The sequence below is a fragment of the Saccharothrix luteola genome, from assembly GCF_020859565.1.
In the GTDB taxonomy this organism is placed as follows: domain Bacteria; phylum Actinomycetota; class Actinomycetes; order Mycobacteriales; family Pseudonocardiaceae; genus Actinosynnema; species Actinosynnema luteola.
Genome location: NZ_JAJHUO010000036.1, coordinates 87572 through 103248, shown reverse-complemented (window position 1 = coordinate 103248; position 15677 = coordinate 87572). Strand labels below are relative to the sequence as shown.

General features: G+C 72.2%; 17 protein-coding genes. 8 read left to right on the top strand and 9 right to left on the bottom strand.

Annotated elements, in window-relative coordinates:
- Positions 1 to 38: 38 nt before the first annotated feature.
- Positions 39 to 440, bottom strand: a complete 402-nt coding sequence (locus LNK82_RS39130) for a nuclear transport factor 2 family protein (protein WP_230571911.1) — start codon at positions 438 to 440, stop codon at positions 39 to 41.
- Positions 441 to 528: 88 nt separating this feature from the next.
- Entirely contained in the window at positions 529 to 1116 is a 588-nt protein-coding gene (locus LNK82_RS39125; protein WP_230571910.1) for a TetR/AcrR family transcriptional regulator, read from the bottom strand.
- Positions 1117 to 1224: 108 nt separating this feature from the next.
- On the opposite strand from LNK82_RS39125, the gene LNK82_RS39120 reads away from it, so the two are divergent.
- Both LNK82_RS39120 and LNK82_RS39115 read left to right on the top strand, forming a co-directional pair.
- Positions 1225 to 2010: an SDR family oxidoreductase gene (locus LNK82_RS39120; protein ID WP_230571909.1), complete on the top strand. Its 786-nt coding sequence runs from the start codon at positions 1225 to 1227 to the stop codon at positions 2008 to 2010.
- A gap of 98 nt (positions 2011 to 2108) precedes the next feature.
- Positions 2109 to 3554 carry an FAD-binding oxidoreductase gene (locus tag LNK82_RS39115; RefSeq protein ID WP_230571908.1) on the top strand — a complete coding sequence of 482 codons (1446 nt, stop codon included), beginning with the start codon at positions 2109 to 2111 and terminating at the stop codon, positions 3552 to 3554.
- Positions 3555 to 3640: 86 nt separating this feature from the next.
- On the opposite strand, the gene LNK82_RS39110 is transcribed toward LNK82_RS39115, so the two are convergent.
- A complete protein-coding gene (locus LNK82_RS39110; protein ID WP_230571907.1) occupies positions 3641 to 3910 on the bottom strand; it encodes a hypothetical protein in 270 nt (89 codons plus the stop codon).
- Between the two features lie 153 nt (positions 3911 to 4063).
- Complete coding sequence (locus LNK82_RS39105; protein WP_230571906.1) at positions 4064 to 5968, bottom strand: intein-containing Rv2578c family radical SAM protein; 1905 nt, start codon at positions 5966 to 5968, stop codon at positions 4064 to 4066.
- 46 nt (positions 5969 to 6014) lie between these two features.
- Here LNK82_RS39105 and pnuC point away from each other — a divergent pair, with 46 nt between their 5' ends.
- Entirely contained in the window at positions 6015 to 6656 is a 642-nt protein-coding gene (gene pnuC / locus LNK82_RS39100; RefSeq protein WP_230571905.1) for a nicotinamide riboside transporter PnuC, read from the top strand.
- Complete coding sequence (locus tag LNK82_RS39095) at positions 6653 to 7756, top strand: AAA family ATPase (protein WP_230571904.1); 1104 nt, start codon at positions 6653 to 6655, stop codon at positions 7754 to 7756. The genes pnuC and LNK82_RS39095 overlap by 4 nt, the downstream gene beginning before the upstream one ends.
- Positions 7757 to 7789: 33 nt before the next feature.
- Here the strand turns inward: LNK82_RS39095 and LNK82_RS39090 are convergent, their stop codons facing one another.
- Positions 7790 to 8416 carry a nitroreductase family protein gene (locus LNK82_RS39090; RefSeq protein WP_230571914.1) on the bottom strand — a complete coding sequence of 209 codons (627 nt, stop codon included), beginning with the start codon at positions 8414 to 8416 and terminating at the stop codon, positions 7790 to 7792.
- A 137-nt stretch (positions 8417 to 8553) separates the two neighbouring features.
- On the opposite strand from LNK82_RS39090, the gene LNK82_RS39085 reads away from it, so the two are divergent.
- Positions 8554 to 10002 carry a YibE/F family protein gene (locus LNK82_RS39085; RefSeq protein ID WP_230571903.1) on the top strand — a complete coding sequence of 483 codons (1449 nt, stop codon included), beginning with the start codon at positions 8554 to 8556 and terminating at the stop codon, positions 10000 to 10002.
- Here LNK82_RS39085 and LNK82_RS39080 read toward each other — a convergent pair.
- Positions 9929 to 10291 (bottom strand): DUF1304 domain-containing protein, encoded by a 363-nt coding sequence (locus tag LNK82_RS39080; protein ID WP_230571913.1) that lies wholly within the window; start codon positions 10289 to 10291, stop codon positions 9929 to 9931. The genes LNK82_RS39085 and LNK82_RS39080 overlap by 74 nt on opposite strands.
- Before the next feature lie 19 nt (positions 10292 to 10310).
- On the opposite strand from LNK82_RS39080, the gene LNK82_RS39075 reads away from it, so the two are divergent.
- Entirely contained in the window at positions 10311 to 10718 is a 408-nt protein-coding gene (locus LNK82_RS39075) for a hypothetical protein (RefSeq protein WP_230571902.1), read from the top strand.
- Between the two features lie 7 nt (positions 10719 to 10725).
- Positions 10726 to 11589, top strand: a complete 864-nt coding sequence (locus LNK82_RS39070; protein ID WP_230571901.1) for a spermidine synthase — start codon at positions 10726 to 10728, stop codon at positions 11587 to 11589.
- A 57-nt stretch (positions 11590 to 11646) separates the two neighbouring features.
- Here LNK82_RS39070 and LNK82_RS39065 read toward each other — a convergent pair whose 3' ends face one another.
- From LNK82_RS39065 to LNK82_RS39055, 3 genes are read right to left on the bottom strand one after another with little or no spacing between them, the layout of a single operon-like run.
- Positions 11647 to 12276 (bottom strand): hypothetical protein, encoded by a 630-nt coding sequence (locus LNK82_RS39065; RefSeq protein WP_230571900.1) that lies wholly within the window; start codon positions 12274 to 12276, stop codon positions 11647 to 11649.
- Positions 12273 to 13538, bottom strand: a complete 1266-nt coding sequence (gene hisS / locus LNK82_RS39060) for a histidine--tRNA ligase (protein ID WP_230571899.1) — start codon at positions 13536 to 13538, stop codon at positions 12273 to 12275. Before hisS ends, LNK82_RS39065 begins: the two co-directional genes overlap by 4 nt.
- Positions 13539 to 13544: 6 nt before the next feature.
- Positions 13545 to 14246 (bottom strand): MBL fold metallo-hydrolase, encoded by a 702-nt coding sequence (locus LNK82_RS39055; RefSeq protein ID WP_230571898.1) that lies wholly within the window; start codon positions 14244 to 14246, stop codon positions 13545 to 13547.
- Between the two features lie 145 nt (positions 14247 to 14391).
- On the opposite strand from LNK82_RS39055, the gene LNK82_RS39050 reads away from it, so the two are divergent.
- Entirely contained in the window at positions 14392 to 15252 is an 861-nt protein-coding gene (locus LNK82_RS39050; protein ID WP_230571897.1) for a peptidylprolyl isomerase, read from the top strand.
- Positions 15253 to 15677 lie beyond the last annotated feature (425 nt).

Sequence of the window (15677 nt, the reverse complement as noted above, 5' to 3'; positions counted from 1 at the left end):
CAAGACTGATTGTTAGTTGGCGCGGACGGGCGAACCGACTACCAGCCGCCCTGGGCCATCGTCTGGAACAGCCACTTGCCGTCGGTCTTCACCAACAGGTCGCCGTACCGCACGACCTGCGAGAAGTCACCGGCGGTGATGGTCGCGTCGGTGATCACGAACACCAGGTCGGCGTTGATGAACACCGGCGTCCGGACGGACTCCATCCGGACGTCGCCGTCACCCAGCGTCGCCCTCATGTCGGCGAGGAACCGCTCCCGGTCCCACGACTGCGCCGACCCGTCGGTCACCGCGTTGACCGGGAACAGCGCCATGTCGGCCATCGCCTCGACGTCCTTGGCCACCGCCAAGGCGTCCCACTGCTCGAACCACGCGAGCACGCCCGCCACGTCGTCGTCGGTCGGTACGAACCCAGCTCCACTACCCGGCACGGCACTCATGTCGTACATTGTACCGTACAGTGTACGGCGATGGTCGAAGACGGGTGCGAAAGGGATTTGGCCAGGGTTTTCCGGAATCCGGCGCGGGTCAGGCAGGCCAGGCGGTCAAGGCGATGTCGACCATCCGGTGCAACTGCTCGCGGTCGACGCCGTCCGCCGCCTGCACCGAGATCCCCTGCGCGACCAGCACCACGAACTTGGCCAGGTCGGCCGCGTCCACGTGGGCGGGCAGGTCGCCCTCGGCCTTGGCCCGCTCGAAGCGGTCCCGCAGCCCGACCTCGCCGGCCCGACGCCAGTCGGCCAGTCGCTCACGGGTCGCCACCGCGTCCTCGCCCATGGCCAGGCCGCCTTGCAGGCTCAGGCAACCGGTCGGGCAGCCGGGCCGGGTCGACACGTCGGCGGCGCCGCACAGCATGCGCTCGGCGGCGGCACGGGCGGTCGGCTGGTCGAGCGCGTCCCGCACGTGGACGGCCTGCCGGTCGGTGTAGCGCTCGAGCGCCTTGCGGAACAAGGACTCCTTGTTACCGAAAGCCGCGTACAGGCTGGGGCGGTTGATGCCCATCGCCTCGGTCAGGTCGGAGAGGGCCGCGCCCTCGTAGCCGCGTTCCCAGAACACCCGGAGGGCCTGGTCCAGCGCCTCGTCGGCGTCGAACCCGCGTGGACGTCCACCGGCCATCGATCCGTCACCTCGATTCTGGACCTGTCAGTACGGTACTCGATCCTCGCCGGTGAGAGCCGTCACAGGTTGTTGACCGATCGGTACAGAACGCGAATTGTGTACCTCATGGTAAATAACTCGGGCAGGTTGGCGGGACGGCGTGCGGTGGTCACCGGCGGCACGCGGGGCATCGGTGCGGGGATCGTGCGCAAGCTGGTCGCCGAGGGCGCGGTCGTGCTGACCACGGCCCGGTCGGCGGGCGGCGCGGACCTGCCGCCGGGCGTGCACTTCACCACCGCGGACGCGGCCGACCCGGACTCGGCGTCCCGGTTGGCGGACGAGGCCGTCAGGCAGCTCGGCGGGGTGGACATCCTGGTGAACAACGCCGGCGGTGGCCAGGCGAAGCCGGGTGGCTACGGCGACATCGACGACAAGGCGTGGCAGGAGATCCTGGAGACGAACCTGCTGGGCGCGGTGCGGCTCGACCGCGCGCTCCTGCCCGGGATGGTCGAACGGGGCTCGGGCGTGATCATCCACATCTCGTCGTCCGCGGCGCACGTCCCCGTCGGCCCGCTGCTGCACTACTCGGCCGCCAAGGCGGCGCTCTCGAACTACAGCAAGGGGCTGGCCGAGGAGGTGGCGCCCAAGGGCGTGCGGGTCAACCGGGTCTCCCCCGGCATGACCGAGACCTCCGCGGTGGACGCGGTGCTCGGCGAACTCGCCGCGAGCACCGGCGGCGGCCTCGACGACGCCCGCGCGGCGCTGGTCGGGATGATCGGCGGCATCCCGATCGGCCGCACCGGCACGCCGGAGGACATCGCCAACCTGGTGGCGTTCCTGGTGTCCGACGAGGCGGCCTGGATCACCGGCGTCGACTACGTCATCGACGGCGGCACCCTCAAGGCCGCGTAGCCCGGGGGGTCGACCGGCTCCTCGTCAGCGGTCCGAACAGCGGTTCCGCCGTGATCGGACGCCTTGTTCGATGAGGGCTGACTGACGAGGAGGCCGGGGTGGCGTTATCACGACGGGACGTGCTGCGGTGGGCGGGCGCGGCGGTGGCGGCAGGCGGCACGGTGGCCGCCGGCAGCGCGCCGGCCGCGGGTGGCACGGTGGCGGCGAGTGGCGCGCCGGCGGTGGCCCGGCCCGGGAGGTGGGCGCGGCTGCGCGCCCGCCTGGCCGGTGAGCTGCTGGTGCCAGGCGACGACGGCTACGCCGCCGCGCGGCTGCCGTTCAACAGCTTGTTCGACCACCACCGACCGGCCGCGATCGCCCGCTGCGCGCGTGCGGAGGACGTGCAGCGGTGCCTGGAGGAGGCTCGGCGCGGCCGGATCCGGGTGGCCGCGCGCGGCGGCGGGCACAGCTACGCCGCCTACTCCACCCCGCACGACGGCCTGGTGGTCGACCTCGGGCCGATGGCGGGCATCGACGTGCGGCCCGACGGCACCGCCGTGATCGGCGCGGGCGCGCGCCTCGGTGACGTCTACGCGGCCCTCGCCGCGGCCGGCCGGTGCCTGCCGCTGGGCAACTGCCCGTCCGTCGGCATCGCCGGCCTCACGTTGGGCGGTGGCCTCGGCTGGGTGGACCGCGCGCTCGGCCTCACGTGCGACTGGCTGCGCGCAGCCCGCGTGGTCACGGTCGACAGCCGCCTGGTCACCGCCTCCGAGGACCGCGAGCCGGACCTGTTCTGGGCGTTGCGCGGCGGCGGGGGCGGCAACTTCGGCGTGGTCACGTCGTTCGAGTTCGCCACCGCGCCCGCGCCGGAGGTGCTCACCGTGTTCCGGCTGAGGTTCCCGGCCGGGTCGGCGGCGGACGTGCTCGGGGCGTGGCAGCCGTGGAGCGCCGGGGCTCCCGACCGCTTGTCCAGCACCTGCGTGGTCCTGCCCGACGGTTCGGTCGACCTCACCGGCTGCTCGATCGGCCCGGCGGCCGCGCTGCTCGGCGACCTGGCCCGCCTGGGCGTCGACGGGCAGCTGGAGCACGCCGAGGTCGACTACCCGACCGCGACGGCGATCATGACCCAGGGGCACCCGCCCCGCAACGCCTTCCGCGCGTCCTCACGCATCGCGGACGGCATGTGGGACGACCCGGCGGCGGTGGCGGGGACGGTGCGGGGCAAGGACAGCGCGCTGCTCATCGTGGGCGCGCTCGGCGGTGCGATCGACCGGCTCGGCCCCACCGACACGGCCTACCCCCACCGCGGCGCGCCGACGTCCATCGAGGTCTTCGGCACCGTCGGCGACCTGCCGCCCGAGCTGGTCACCCACGAGGTGGACGACGCCCAGTCGGCGTTGGCCGGCCTGGTCGGCACGGGCACCTACATCAACTACCTGGACCCCGAGCAGGAGGACTGGGCGGCGACGGGCTACCGGCACAACCTGCCCCGGCTGCGCGCCGTCGCGCGCCGCTACGACCCGGACGGGGTGCTGCGGTTCCCGCAAGCGGTCGGGGCGCGGTGAACCGAGGGGTCGCGTTGGCCGTCTCGGGACTCCCCGGGCAGCACCGCGGGGAGTCCCGGACGTGGCGACGTTCGGTCGAGCGGATCTCAATCGCCGAGCGGGTCCCAGTCATCGAGTGGGTCCCAATCGTCCAGCGGGTCCCAGTCGTCAAGCGGGTCCCAGTCGTCAAGCGGGTCCCAGTCGTCGAGCGGGTCCACGTCCCAGTCGTCCAGCGGGTGCCCCTTGGCGACCGAGTCGCCGACGGCGTGGTCGGCCGGGACGGCGGACACCGGTTCGGCGTTGGCGGTCATGGTTCCGACCAGTAGTGCCAGGCCGCTCATCGTCGTGGCGGTCGCGGTGAGCAGAGTGCGTCGCATCGTCAGCCCTTCCTCGTGGCGGGTGCTGCGGCTGGGATAGCCGCCGACGCGAGGACGACGCCGCCGGACCGCCACCAGCACCCGAAGGAGTTACAGGAGGTTCACGACCGAACGCACCGGGTAAGCATCCGGGTCGCGGTCAGAGGGTCGCGGTCACAGCAAGGTCAACTGCTCCTGCACGACCGGGCCGTTCGGCGTCGAGGCGGGCAGGCTGCCCGCCGGCCACACGCCCTCGTCGTCGCCGGGCACGCCGACCGCGTCGCGGCCACCGCGCACGTCCAGGCCGTGCCGGCGCAACAACGGCTCGATGCGCGCCGCCAGCCACCGCCGGTACCGGACGTCCACATAGGACCCGCGCGCGTACAGCCCCCGGTAGTCGTCGGCCAGGTCCGGCCGCTCGCGCACCAGCCACCGGGCGAACCACTCGCGCGCGCCCGGCCTCAAGTGCAGGGGCAGGACCGTGACGCCGGTGGCGCCCGCGGCGGCGATCGAGGCCAGCAACGCGTCCAGCTGCTCGTCGGAGTCGGTCAGCCTCGGCAGCACGGGCGCGACGAACACCCCGCACGGCAACCCCGCGTCACGGACCCGGCGCACCAGCTCCAGCCTCGCCTGAGGACTGGGCGTGCCCGGTTCCAGCCCGGATTGCAGCTCGCGGTCCAGCAGCGCCAGTGACACCCCGATGCCCACCGACACCGAGGACGCGGCCTCCGCCAGCAGCGGGATGTCCCGCGACAGCACGGTCCCCTTGGTGAGGATCGAGAACGGCGTGCCGGAGTCGGCCAGCGCCCGGATGATGCCCGGCATCAACGCGTACCGGCCCTCGGCCCGCTGGTACGGGTCGGTGTTCGTGCCCATCGCCACGTGCTCGCGCCGCCACCGCTTGGACCGCAACTGGCCCGCGAGCACCTCGACCGCGTTGACCTTCACCACCACCTGGGTGTCGAAGTCGCGCCCTGCGTCCAGGTCGAGGTACGTGTGCGTGTTGCGGGCGAAGCAGTTGTGGCTGACCAGGCCGTTGGCCACGAAGTCGCCGGTGCCGGTGGTGATGTCGTACAACGTCCGCGTCACGCCGAGCGACTCCACCGACACCACCGCCAGCCGGGACGTGGACGGCACCGCCATGCCCTCCACCGCGTTGCCGCGCCCGATCGCCGGGCCGACGAGGTGCAGGAACCGCAGCCGCTCGGCCAGCCCGCCGGTGATCCGCACACCGCGCACCTCGACCACGTGCGACACGCGCAGCCGCAGCAGCGCCAGCACCGCCGCCTCGAACACCGCGCTGTCCGAACTGGACATCACCAGCTCGCCGCCGGTCGAGCTGCCCCGCGCGTCGAACAGACCGGCCAGGAAACCCTTCGACCACTCGTCACCCGGCGTGGTGGGCCACCGCACCAGGTCCTGCTCGCGCGGCACCCGGCCGCCGGCGAACTCGCGCACGCGACCGAGCACGTCCGGGTGGCTGGGCAGGCCGCCGCGCACCGCGCCCCAGAGGTAGCCCGCGCGGTACTCCTCGCCGTGCGCGGGCGGCGAGGCGAACCGGCCCGTCCCGACCAGCTGCGCGCCCTTGACCAGGAACGGCCGCTCCTCGAAGTCGTCGCACCGGCCGGGCGTGACGTGCTTCCACCCCTCGTCGGTGAGGAACCGGTGGTCGCCGCCCGCAATCACCTGCGTGCCGTCGGCCAACGTGACCCGGTAGGCGGGCTTGGAGGTCTTCCAGTGCGCCCGCACGCGGGTGACCACGAACCGGCCCTGCGCGGTGCCGAACACCTCCTCGCCGACGGCCAGCTCGGCGATGGGCTTGGTGCGGCCGTCCGCCAGCAGCACCGGCGTGTCACCGGTCAGGCAGTACGTGCAACCGTGCGTGCAGCCGCGGTACGGGTTGACCGTCCAGCCGAACGGCAGGCCGCCGCCGGGCACCTTGTTCAGCACGGACTTGGCGTTCACCTCGTGGAACACGACGTCGGCGAAGTCGGGAGTTCGTACGCTTCGGACCAGCCCCGGCAATCCCGGCAGGGCCTGCTGCCGGTCCGCCCCGTCCTTCTGCCCGTCCCATCGCATGTCCACATTCGAACACGTGTTCGAAAAAGGGTCAAACGGAGTGCTTGTGTCTGTGCTGGACGTCATCTTGTGGCCCTTCACCACCACCGCGTTCACGTTCGCCGGCGTCGCCACGAGCTGGGGCGAGGTCGCCGGTTTCGTGACCGGCGCGCTCTGCGTGTGGCTGGTGGCCCGGCAGAACCCGCTCAACTGGCCGATCGGCATCCTCAACAACCTCGCCTTCCTCGTGCTGTTCGCGACCAGCGGCCTGTACGCGGACTCGGGCCTCCAGGTCGTCTACGTGGTGCTCGCGCTGTACGGCTGGTGGGCCTGGCTGCGCGGCGGCGTCGAGCACACCCCGCTGCCGGTCGGTCGCACCACGCGCGAGCAGTGGTGGTGGCTCCTCGCCGCCGGCGTGGCGGGCACCCTCCTGCTGGTGTGGGTGCTCACCACGTTCAGCAACTCGACCGTGCCGTGGGCGGATTCCGCGACCACCGTGCTCTCGTTGCTGGCCACGTGGGGCCAGACCCGCAAGAAGGTCGAGTGCTGGTGGCTGTGGATCGCCGCGGACGTGATCTACGTTCCGTTGTACGCCTACAAGGGCCTGTGGCTGACCGCGGTCCTCTACGTGGGCTTCATGGCGCTGTGCGTGCTCGGCCTGCGCAACTGGACGAAGGCGTTGCGCCAGGACGAGGCGGTGGCCGCGTGACCGACTTCGACCACGCGCTGGTGCTCGGCAAGTTCTACCCCCCGCACGCCGGTCACCACCACCTCATCCGCACGGCCGCCGCGCGCAGCCGGCGCACGACCGTGACCGTGCTGGCGTCGGGCGCCGAGTCCATCCCGGTCGCCGACCGGGTGTCGTGGCTGCGCGCCGAGCACGCGGGCACGCCCGGTCTCGTCGTGCTCGGCGACGTCGACGACCACCCGATGGACTTCCACAGCGACGTGGTGTGGGAGCTGCACATGGGCGTGGCACGGGCGGTGCTCGCGCGGCGGGCCATCCTGGACGGCGACCCGGCGTCGGCGGCGGTCGACGTGGTGTTCTCCAGCGAGCGTTACGGCGACGAGATGGCCAAGCGGCTCGGCGCGCGGCACGTGCTGGTGGACCTCGACCGCGGCGCCGTTCCCGTGTCGGGCACGGCGGTGCGGGCCGATCCGCGCGGGCAGTGGGGGTGGCTCGCGCGGGCGACCAGGGTCGGGTTGTGCGCGCGGGTCGTGGTGGTGGGAGCCGAGAGCACGGGCACGACGACGTTGTCGCGGGAGTTGGCGGAGGCGTTGGGTGCGCCGTGGGTGCCCGAGTACGGGCGTGAGCACACCGAGCTGAAGCTGGCGGCCGCGCGGGCGTTCGACCCCGAGGCGGGGGTCGACGGTCTCGTGTGGACGGTCGGCGACTTCCAGGACGTGGCGCGCAGGCAGCAGGAGCTGGCCGACGCGGCGGTGGACGGGCCGGTCCTGGTGTGCGACAACGACGCGTGGGCGGCGACGGTGTGGGGTCACCGGTACCTCGGCGCGCCGCACCCGGACATCGCGCCGGACGCCCACCGCCCCGCCCTGTACCTGCTGACCGATCACGTCGGCGTGCCGTTCGAGCAGGACGGGTGGCGGGACGGCGAGCACCTGCGGGAGTGGATGACGGACCTGTTCCGGGTCGGGTTGGCCCGGCGGGGTGTGCCGTGGCGGTTGGTCACGGGGTCGCCGGAGGAGCGGCTGCGGCAGGCCTTGGCGGCGTGCGAGGAGGCGGTGGCGGCGCACTTCCGGTTCGCCGATCCGTTGCCCCAGGCCGATCCGTTGGAGCCCGGTCGGTGACGCGGCCGGGTCGGCATCAGCCCCGGAGGGCAGTCAGATGGTGACGAGGACTTGGTCCAGTGATTTGCGGACCAGGGCGGGCACCACGCAGTCGTCGGCCGGGTAGCCGATCGGGATCACCGCGAACGCCTTCTCGTTGCGCGGGCGGCCCAGCACGTCGCCGAGGAACTTCATCGGTGACGGCGTGTGGGTCAGCGCGCCGAGCCCGGACAGGTGCAGCGCGGTCAGCAGCATGCCGACCGCGATGCCGACCGACTCGTCCACGTAGTAGTGCTTGCGGCGGGTGCCGTCGGGCTCCAGGTAGTACCGCTGCTCGAACACGACGACCAGTTCCGGCGCGTCGGTCAGGTGCGGCTTGACGTCGTCGGTGCCGAGCGGGCGCAGCGCGTCCAACCACTCGTCGCCGAGCCGGCCCGCGTAGGAGACGCGTTCCTCCTGCTCGGCGGCCTCGCGGATGCGGCGACGCACCGCGGGGTCCTTGACCCGCACGAACGTCCAGGGCTGCTGGTGGGCGCCGCTGGGCGCGGTGGAGGCGACCGCGATGGCGTCGAGCACCACCTGGTCGGGCACGGGATCGGTGGAGAACATGCGCACCGTGCGGCGGTCCCGCATCCGGGCGCGCAGGTCGGCGGCCGTGCGCAGGGACTCGTCGACCGGCATCCTGGCCGGTCGGTACGGGACCGGCTCGAAGGACCGGCCGTGGATGGGTGTCCAGTTCGTGGTCACGTCGGCGAGCGTGGCACCGACCGGGGCGCGGTTGAAGGGCTCACCCCGAAATTCGCACCGAACTGTCCGACATGCGGACGACCGGGGTGGGCGGGCAGTATGTGCGCGTGCGCGCCAAGGACCTCATCGCCGCCCATGGACACGGCCATGGGCACGGCCCCGTCGAGCCTGCTTCCCGACGTGTGCGGAAGCTGCTGCTGGTCCTGCTGCTGCCGCTCGTGCTCGCGACCGTGGTCGGCGCGCTGCTGCTGTACCCGTTCGGGCACGAGCAGCGCACGGGCGCGGAGGCGGGGCTCGCGCAGGTGCCGGTGCGCGGTGACGTGACGGCGGTGGCGCGGGGCGGGTGCGGTCCGGACACGGGCGAGCCGGGCGCCACCGGGTGCGTGCTGGTGACCGTGAAGATGAGCGACGGCGCTGCGGCGGGTCGGGAGATCCGGATCCCGGTGCCGGACCAGCCGGGCACGCCGACGTTCACCGTGGGCGACGCGGTGGTGCTGTCCTACGGCGGCGGCGACCCGAACGACAGCACGTCCTACCAGCTGGCCGACTTCCAGCGGGGCGTGCCGTTGCTGCTGCTGGCCGTGCTGTTCGCGGCGGCGGTGCTGCTGCTGGGGCGGTGGCAGGGGCTGGCGGCGCTGGGCGCGCTGGCGTTGAGCTTCGTGGTGCTCGTGCTGTTCGTGCTGCCCGCCATCCTGGCCGGCGAGAACCCGCTGACCGTGGCCGTGGTCGGCGCGGGGTTGATCATGTTCGTGGTGCTGTACCTGACGCACGGGTTGTCCGCGCGGACGTCCACGGCGGTGCTGGGCACGTTGGTCAGCCTGGCGTTGATCTGCGTGCTGGGCGCGGTGTTCTCGGCGTTCGGCAAGCTGACCGGGTTGGACCAGGAGACGGCGAACCTGGTGTCGCTGCTCGGGCACGGCATCGACACGCGCGGGCTGCTGCTGGCGGGCACGATCATCGGCGCGCTCGGCGTGCTGGACGACGTGACCGTGACGCAGACCAGCGCGGTGTGGGAGCTGCGGCGGGCGAACCCGTCGCTGGGGTTCCGCGAGCTGTACGCGGCGGGGTCGCGGATCGGTCGCGACCACCTGTCGTCCGTGGTGAACACGCTGGTCATGGCGTACGCGGGCGCGGCGCTGCCGTTGCTGCTGGCGTTCACCCTGTCGGGGCGGAGCCTGGGCGAGATCCTGACCGCGCAGGAGGTCGCGCAGGAGGTCGTGCGGACCCTGGTGGGCAGCATCGGGCTCGTGGCGGCGGTGCCGATCACGACGGCGTTGGCGGCGTTCGTGGCTGGGCGTGAGGTGGTGCCGGTGCCGGGTGGGTCGGGTGAGTCCGGTGGGTCGGGTGAGTCCGGTGAGGTTGGTCGAGATCCCCTGTGGCGCAAGCACGTGAGGGGTGACCTGCGCACCGGCTACGACCCGGCGAAGGGGCCGTGGCGCCGTCCGGCTACCTCGCCAGCACCACCAGCAGCAACGCGATCGCGGCGGGCACGGACTGCACGACCAGGATCCGACGACTGACGGTCGCGGCGCCGTACAGGCCCGCGATGATCACGCAGATCAGGAAGAAGACGGAGAAGGCGAACCCGGTGGAGCCCCGGACGATCAGGGCGAAGATCAGCCCGGCGGCCAGGAACCCGTTGTAGAGGCCCTGGTTGGCGGCCAGCACCTTCGACTCGGCGGCGAACTCGGGCGTGGTGCCGAAGGTCGCACGGCCGCGTGGCGTGTTCCAGAGGAACATCTCCAGCACGACGATGTAGAGGTGGATGGCCGCGACCAGCGCGGTGAGGACATCTGCGGCGAGCTGCACGGATCGGTACCGTACCGCCATGCTGCGGACCGTGTTGGGTCTCACCGCCCGTGTCGCCACCGGGCTGGTGTCGGGCGTGCGCGCGTTGCCGCGCATCGCCGACGCGCTGGAGAAGCTGGCACCGCTGGCGCAGGCGTTGCCGCAGGTCGCGGAGTTGCGGGGCACGCTCGAACGGCTGGAGCAGCTCGCCACGTTCGTGGCCAACGAGGTGCCCGAGGCGTTGCACCAGCTGGAGGCGGTGCAACGCCGGTTGACGGAGCTGGAGCCCCGGATCGCCACGTTGGCCGGCAGCACCGGGCAGCTGGACGAGTCGATCCGCGTGCTGGCCGCCGCGCTCGGGCCGTTGCAAGGTACGACCGAGCGCCTGGGCAGGCTGGTCGACCGCCTGCCGGACCGGAAGCGCCGCACGCAGTCGCTACCGGGATAATCGTCGGGTGGGACGGATCCGGAAAGCCGACGAGACCATCAGCCGTGAGGTCGACTCGGGCATCGCGGAACTGATCCCGGACCCGGACGTGCCGAGGGCGTGGATGCTGCGGTTGAACGGAACGCCGCAGTCCCACGTGGACCTGGACGACCCCGGGCACCTGGAGTTCGAGTACCTGCGGCGGCTCGGCCACGTCGCCGACCTGGTCGCGCCGGGCAGCGAGCCGATCCGGGCGCTGCACCTGGGCGGCGGCGCGCTGACGCTGCCCCGGTACATCGCGGTGACGCGGCCGCGGTCCAGCCAGCAGGTGGTGGAGATCGACGCGGCGTTGGTCGACCTGGTGCGCGGCGTGCTGCCGCTGGACCGGAACTGGCGGCTGCGGATCCGCAACGGTGACGCGCGGGCGGTGCTGGAGAAGGCGCCCGAGGCGGCGTTCGACCTGGTGGTGACCGATGTGTTCGCCGGGTCGCGCACGCCCGCGCACCTGACGTCGGTGGAGTTCGTGGCGTTGGCGTCACGGGTGCTGCGGGCGGGTGGCGTCTACGCGGCCAACATCGGCGACGGCGGGAAGCTGGCGTTCGCCAAGGCCCAGGCGGCGACGGTTCGGGCGGTGTTCCCGCACGTGTGCGTGCTGGCGGAGCCGGCGGTGTTCAAGGGCAGGCGGTTCGGCAACTTCGTGCTGGTCGGGTCGCACGTCGAGCTGCCGGTGGCGGCGTTGACCCGGTTGACGGCCGGTGACCCGTTCCCGGGGCGGGTGGAGCACGACGACTCGCTGATCCGGTTCATCGGCGGGGTGCCGGCGACGACCGATGCGACGGCCACCCAGTCGCCCGCGCCGCCCAAGGGGACGTGGGGTTTGCCGGATGATTAGGGCGGCGCGCCCTTCCTCGTGGGGAAGGGCGCGCCGGTGGACGTGGGGCCTGGGTGGTCAGGGTTGGTCGAGGGTGGAGACGAAGCGGGAGATGGCTTCCGGGTTGAGTTTCTGGGCGAGGCGGCCGGTCGGGGCCTTGGAGCCCAGTTGGTAGAGGGGGCGGTCGGAGGCGGGGAGGCCTCGGGCTTCGGCGCGGAGTTGGGCGACCAGGAGTTCGGAGAAGACGAGGCCTGGGGGGTCGCCTCGGCCGGCTAGGACGTCGGCCAGTTTGCGCAGTGGGAGGACGCCCTGTTCGCGGCCCCCGGTGCCGGCGTAGATGGCCAGTGCGAGGTTGATCGCCTTGCCGCCGCCGCGCACGAAGAGGCCGACGGTGCGACTGCCGCGCACGTCGGTCACCAGCAGGTCGAGTTGGTCGGCGGTGTGCAGGTCGACCGAGCGCGTGCCGAAGGCGCGGACGGAGAGGACGTGGCCCTCCAGCCAGACCCTGCGGCGGGCTTCCGACCAGGCCAGCAGGAGGAGGGGTATGGCGAAGATCGCTGCCGCGACGAGACCCGCGGTCCGACCGGCGAGCAGGCCGAGCAGGCCGCCGAACGCGGCGGCGACGATCAACGCGCCGATGGCGACCGTGCGCGCGCGTTTGCGCACCGACTTCGGGTCAAGCAGGTCAAGGGCAATCCGCTCGCTCACCGGCCCAACGCCTCCAGCACTGAGATCACCACGTCCGCCAGCGGCACCTCGCGCTGGTCGCCCGACGACAACTCCTTGACCTGCACGACGCCGGCCTCGATGTCGCGCTCGCCCAGGACGAGGGCGAAGCGCGCACCCGAGCGGTCGGCGCCCTTCATCGCGCCCTTGAGGCCCTTGCCACCATAGGACAGGTCGAACCGGACGCCGGCGGCGCGCAAGGGAGCGGAGAGGGCGACGAGGCGGGACTTCGCGGCCTCGCCCAGCGGCACGCCGTAGACGTCGCAGCGGGTCTGGTCGCCCGGGGTGACGCCCTCGACCTGGCACGCCAGCAGCGCGCGGTCGACGCCGAGGCCGAAGCCGACGCCCGACAGTGGCTGGCCGCCGAGTTGTTCCATGAGGCCGTCGTAGCGACCGCCGCCGCCGATGCCGGATTGGGCGCCCAGGCCGTCGTGCACGAACTCGAAGGTCGTCTTCGTGTAGTAGTCGAGGCCGCGGACCATCCGGGGGTTCTCGGCGAACTTCACGCCCAGCTCGTTGAGGTAGCCCTTGACCTGCTCGTAGTGGGCGAGGGACTCGGCGGAGAGGTTGTCCACCATGAGGGGCGCGTCGGCGACCAGTTCGCGGACCTCGGGGCGCTTGTCGTCCAGCACGCGGAGGGGGTTCAGCTCGGCGCGGCGGCGGGTCTCGTCGTCCAGGGGCAGCTCGGCGAGGAAGGCCTGGAGCTTGTCGCGGTACTGCGGGCGGCACGTGGAGTCGCCCAGTGACGTCAGTTCGAGGCGGAAGCCGGTCAGGCCGAGGGCTCGGAAGCCGGCGTCGGCGATGGCGATGACCTCGGCGTCCAGGGCCGGGTCGTCGACGCCGACGGCCTCGACACCGACCTGGTGGAACTGGCGGTAGCGGCCTGCCTGGGGCTGTTCGGCGCGGAAGAACTGGCCCGCGTACGCGAGCTTCACGGGCAGCTGGCCGCGGTCGAGGCCGTGCTCGATGACGGCCCGCATGACGCCCGCCGTGCCCTCGGGCCGCAGCGTGATGGACCGCCCGCCCCGGTCGGTGAACGTGTACATCTCCTTGCTGACCACGTCGGTCGACTCGCCGACGCCGCGCGCGAACAACGCGGTGTCCTCGAAGACGGGCAGCTCGATGTAGCCGTAGCCGGCTCGGCGCGCCGACTCCACCAGCGTGTCGCGCACCGCCAGGAACGACGCCGAGGTGGGCGGGAAGTAGTCGGGAACGCCCTTGGGGGCGGCGAAGGGGGTCGTCACTGTTCTCTACAGTCCTCGGTGCGGTGCGGCCGGCGCGTCCGGTGAGCCCAGCTCCAGCAGGAACGGGTTGCTCACGCGCTCGCGACCGATGGTCGTCGTCGGTCCGTGGCCGGGCAGGACCACCGTGTCGTCGGTCAGCGTCAGCACCTTCGTGCGCAGCGACGTCAGCATCTCGCGGTGGTTGCCGCCCGGCAGGTCGGTGCGTCCGATGGAGCCGGCGAAGAGGGTGTCGCCGGACAGCACGAGCCGTCCGCCCTCCTCGGTGCCGGCGCGGAACATCACCGACCCGCCGGTATGGCCCGGTGTGTGGTCGACGGTCAGCCGGAGGCCGGCCAGGTCCAGCTCGGCGCCGTCGGTCAGCTCGCGCACCTCGCGCGGCTCCCGCATCTCCAGGTTGCCGCCGAAGAAGGCCCGTGACTGGGCGCTGATGCCCTTGAGCGGGTCGGCCAGCATCTCGCGGTCGTCGGGGTGGATCCACGCGGGGATGTCGTTGCCGTCGCAGACGGGCGCGACGGAGAACGTGTGGTCGAAGTGCCCGTGCGTGAGCAGCACCGCGACCGGCGAGAGCCGGTGCTCGCGCAACGCCTCGGCGACCGGCTCGACCGCGTCCTGACCGGGATCGACCACCACGCACGCCCCGCCCGCGCCCGTGGCCAGCACGAAGCAGTTGGCCTGGAGAGCGCCGGTCGGGAACCCGATCACCAGCACGGGATCACCTCTCGACGGCAACGGATCGACAACGGATCCCTGTGGACCACGCCAAGCAGCCTATCCGGCATACACCAGTCACATACCCGCCCCCTAGACTGCTGACCGATCGTCGCCGTCGACGAAGAGATCAGGGAGGTTGCAGGTGCCGACCAACGTGCAGCGCCGCGAGCAGGCCAAGCGGAAGCTGGAACGCCAGCTCGTCCGCAGGGCGGAGCGCGCGAAGCGGCGCCGGGTGATCGCGGTCGTCGCGACGGCGGTCACCGTCGTCGTGGTCGCGGGCGGTGTGTACTTCCTCGCCACGACCGATTTCAGCAGCACCGGCGACGACGCCGCCGCCAGCTCGACCACCCCGGCCCCGATCGAGATCCCGACCGAGGTGAAGGCGCTGCCCACGCGCCCGACGCCCATCGCGGACCCGGCCACGTGCGAGTACCGGCCGTCGACGGAGCCCGCGTCCAAGGAGGGCACCAAGGCCCCCGAGGCGAGCGCCCCCGCGACCGGCACGGCGACCGCCACCATCAAGGCCAACATCGGCGAGCTGAAGCTGACCCTGGACCGCGCCCTGGCGCCGTGCGCCGTGAACAGCTTCGTCAGCCTGGTCAAGCAGGGCTACTACGACGGCAGCACGTGCCACCGCATCGGCACCGAGGGCCTCCAGATGCTGCAGTGCGGCGACCCGACGGGCACCGGCACCGGCGGCCCGGGCTACACGTTCGACAACGAGACGTGGCCCGAGCTGACCTACGGCCGCGGCTACCTGGCCATGGCGAACGCCGGCCTCGACCAAGCGACGCAGAAGGGCACGAACGGCAGCCAGTTCTTCATCGTCTACGGCGACGCGCAGCTGTCGCCCGACTACACCGTCTTCGGCAGCCTCGACGAGGCCGGTCTGAAGCTCATCGACGAGGTCGCCCGCGCGGGCCACGACGGCTCGTTCGACCCGAGCCCCGGCGGCGGCAAGCCGAACAAGGAAGTCAAGTTCGAGTCGGTCGCGGTCGCCTGACGACAGCCGCGGAGAACACGCAGGGGCCCGGCACTCGGGAGAGGAGTGCCGGGCCCCTGCGTCTTCCTCATCGGCCAAGCCGATCTCTCGGATGGTCCCACCGGCCCCTTACGTTTCACTGACGCCACCAGGATCCCTGGCTGCCTCCGGTGCCCGAGACGGCCGCCGGGCCTCCTAGTGCGATCTCTTCACCCTTCAGCAACGCGAACCACATCCCCGTGCTCGGGTACGCGGACACGATCCACGGATCCCGGGCCGACGTGTGCGGGGTGCCGGCCAACGTCGGGGACCTGGTGACGTGGCACGTGGACACCTGGGACGACAACTTCCCCGCGTCCCGGGCGCTGCCGAGCCGGATCGACTTCCCGCGCGGGACGAGGCACGACGGATCAGCCTGGGGGCGGCGCGTCGGACGTGGAGGCGCG

Bases quoted from the DNA above. Each gene is read 5' to 3' on its own strand.
- LNK82_RS39130 (WP_230571911.1), bottom strand. From the start codon at position 440: ATGAGTGCCGTGCCGGGTAGTGGAGCTGGGTTCGTACCGACCGACGAC.
- LNK82_RS39125 (WP_230571910.1), bottom strand. From the start codon at position 1,116: ATGGCCGGTGGACGTCCACGCGGGTTCGACGCCGACGAGGCGCTGGAC.
- LNK82_RS39120 (WP_230571909.1), top strand. From the start codon at position 1,225: ATGGTAAATAACTCGGGCAGGTTGGCGGGACGGCGTGCGGTGGTCACC.
- LNK82_RS39110 (WP_230571907.1), bottom strand. From the start codon at position 3,910: ATGCGACGCACTCTGCTCACCGCGACCGCCACGACGATGAGCGGCCTG.
- LNK82_RS39105 (WP_230571906.1), bottom strand. From the start codon at position 5,968: ATGCGATGGGACGGGCAGAAGGACGGGGCGGACCGGCAGCAGGCCCTG.
- LNK82_RS39090 (WP_230571914.1), bottom strand. From the start codon at position 8,416: ATGCCGGTCGACGAGTCCCTGCGCACGGCCGCCGACCTGCGCGCCCGG.
- LNK82_RS39085 (WP_230571903.1), top strand. From the start codon at position 8,554: ATGCGGACGACCGGGGTGGGCGGGCAGTATGTGCGCGTGCGCGCCAAG.
- LNK82_RS39075 (WP_230571902.1), top strand. From the start codon at position 10,311: ATGCTGCGGACCGTGTTGGGTCTCACCGCCCGTGTCGCCACCGGGCTG.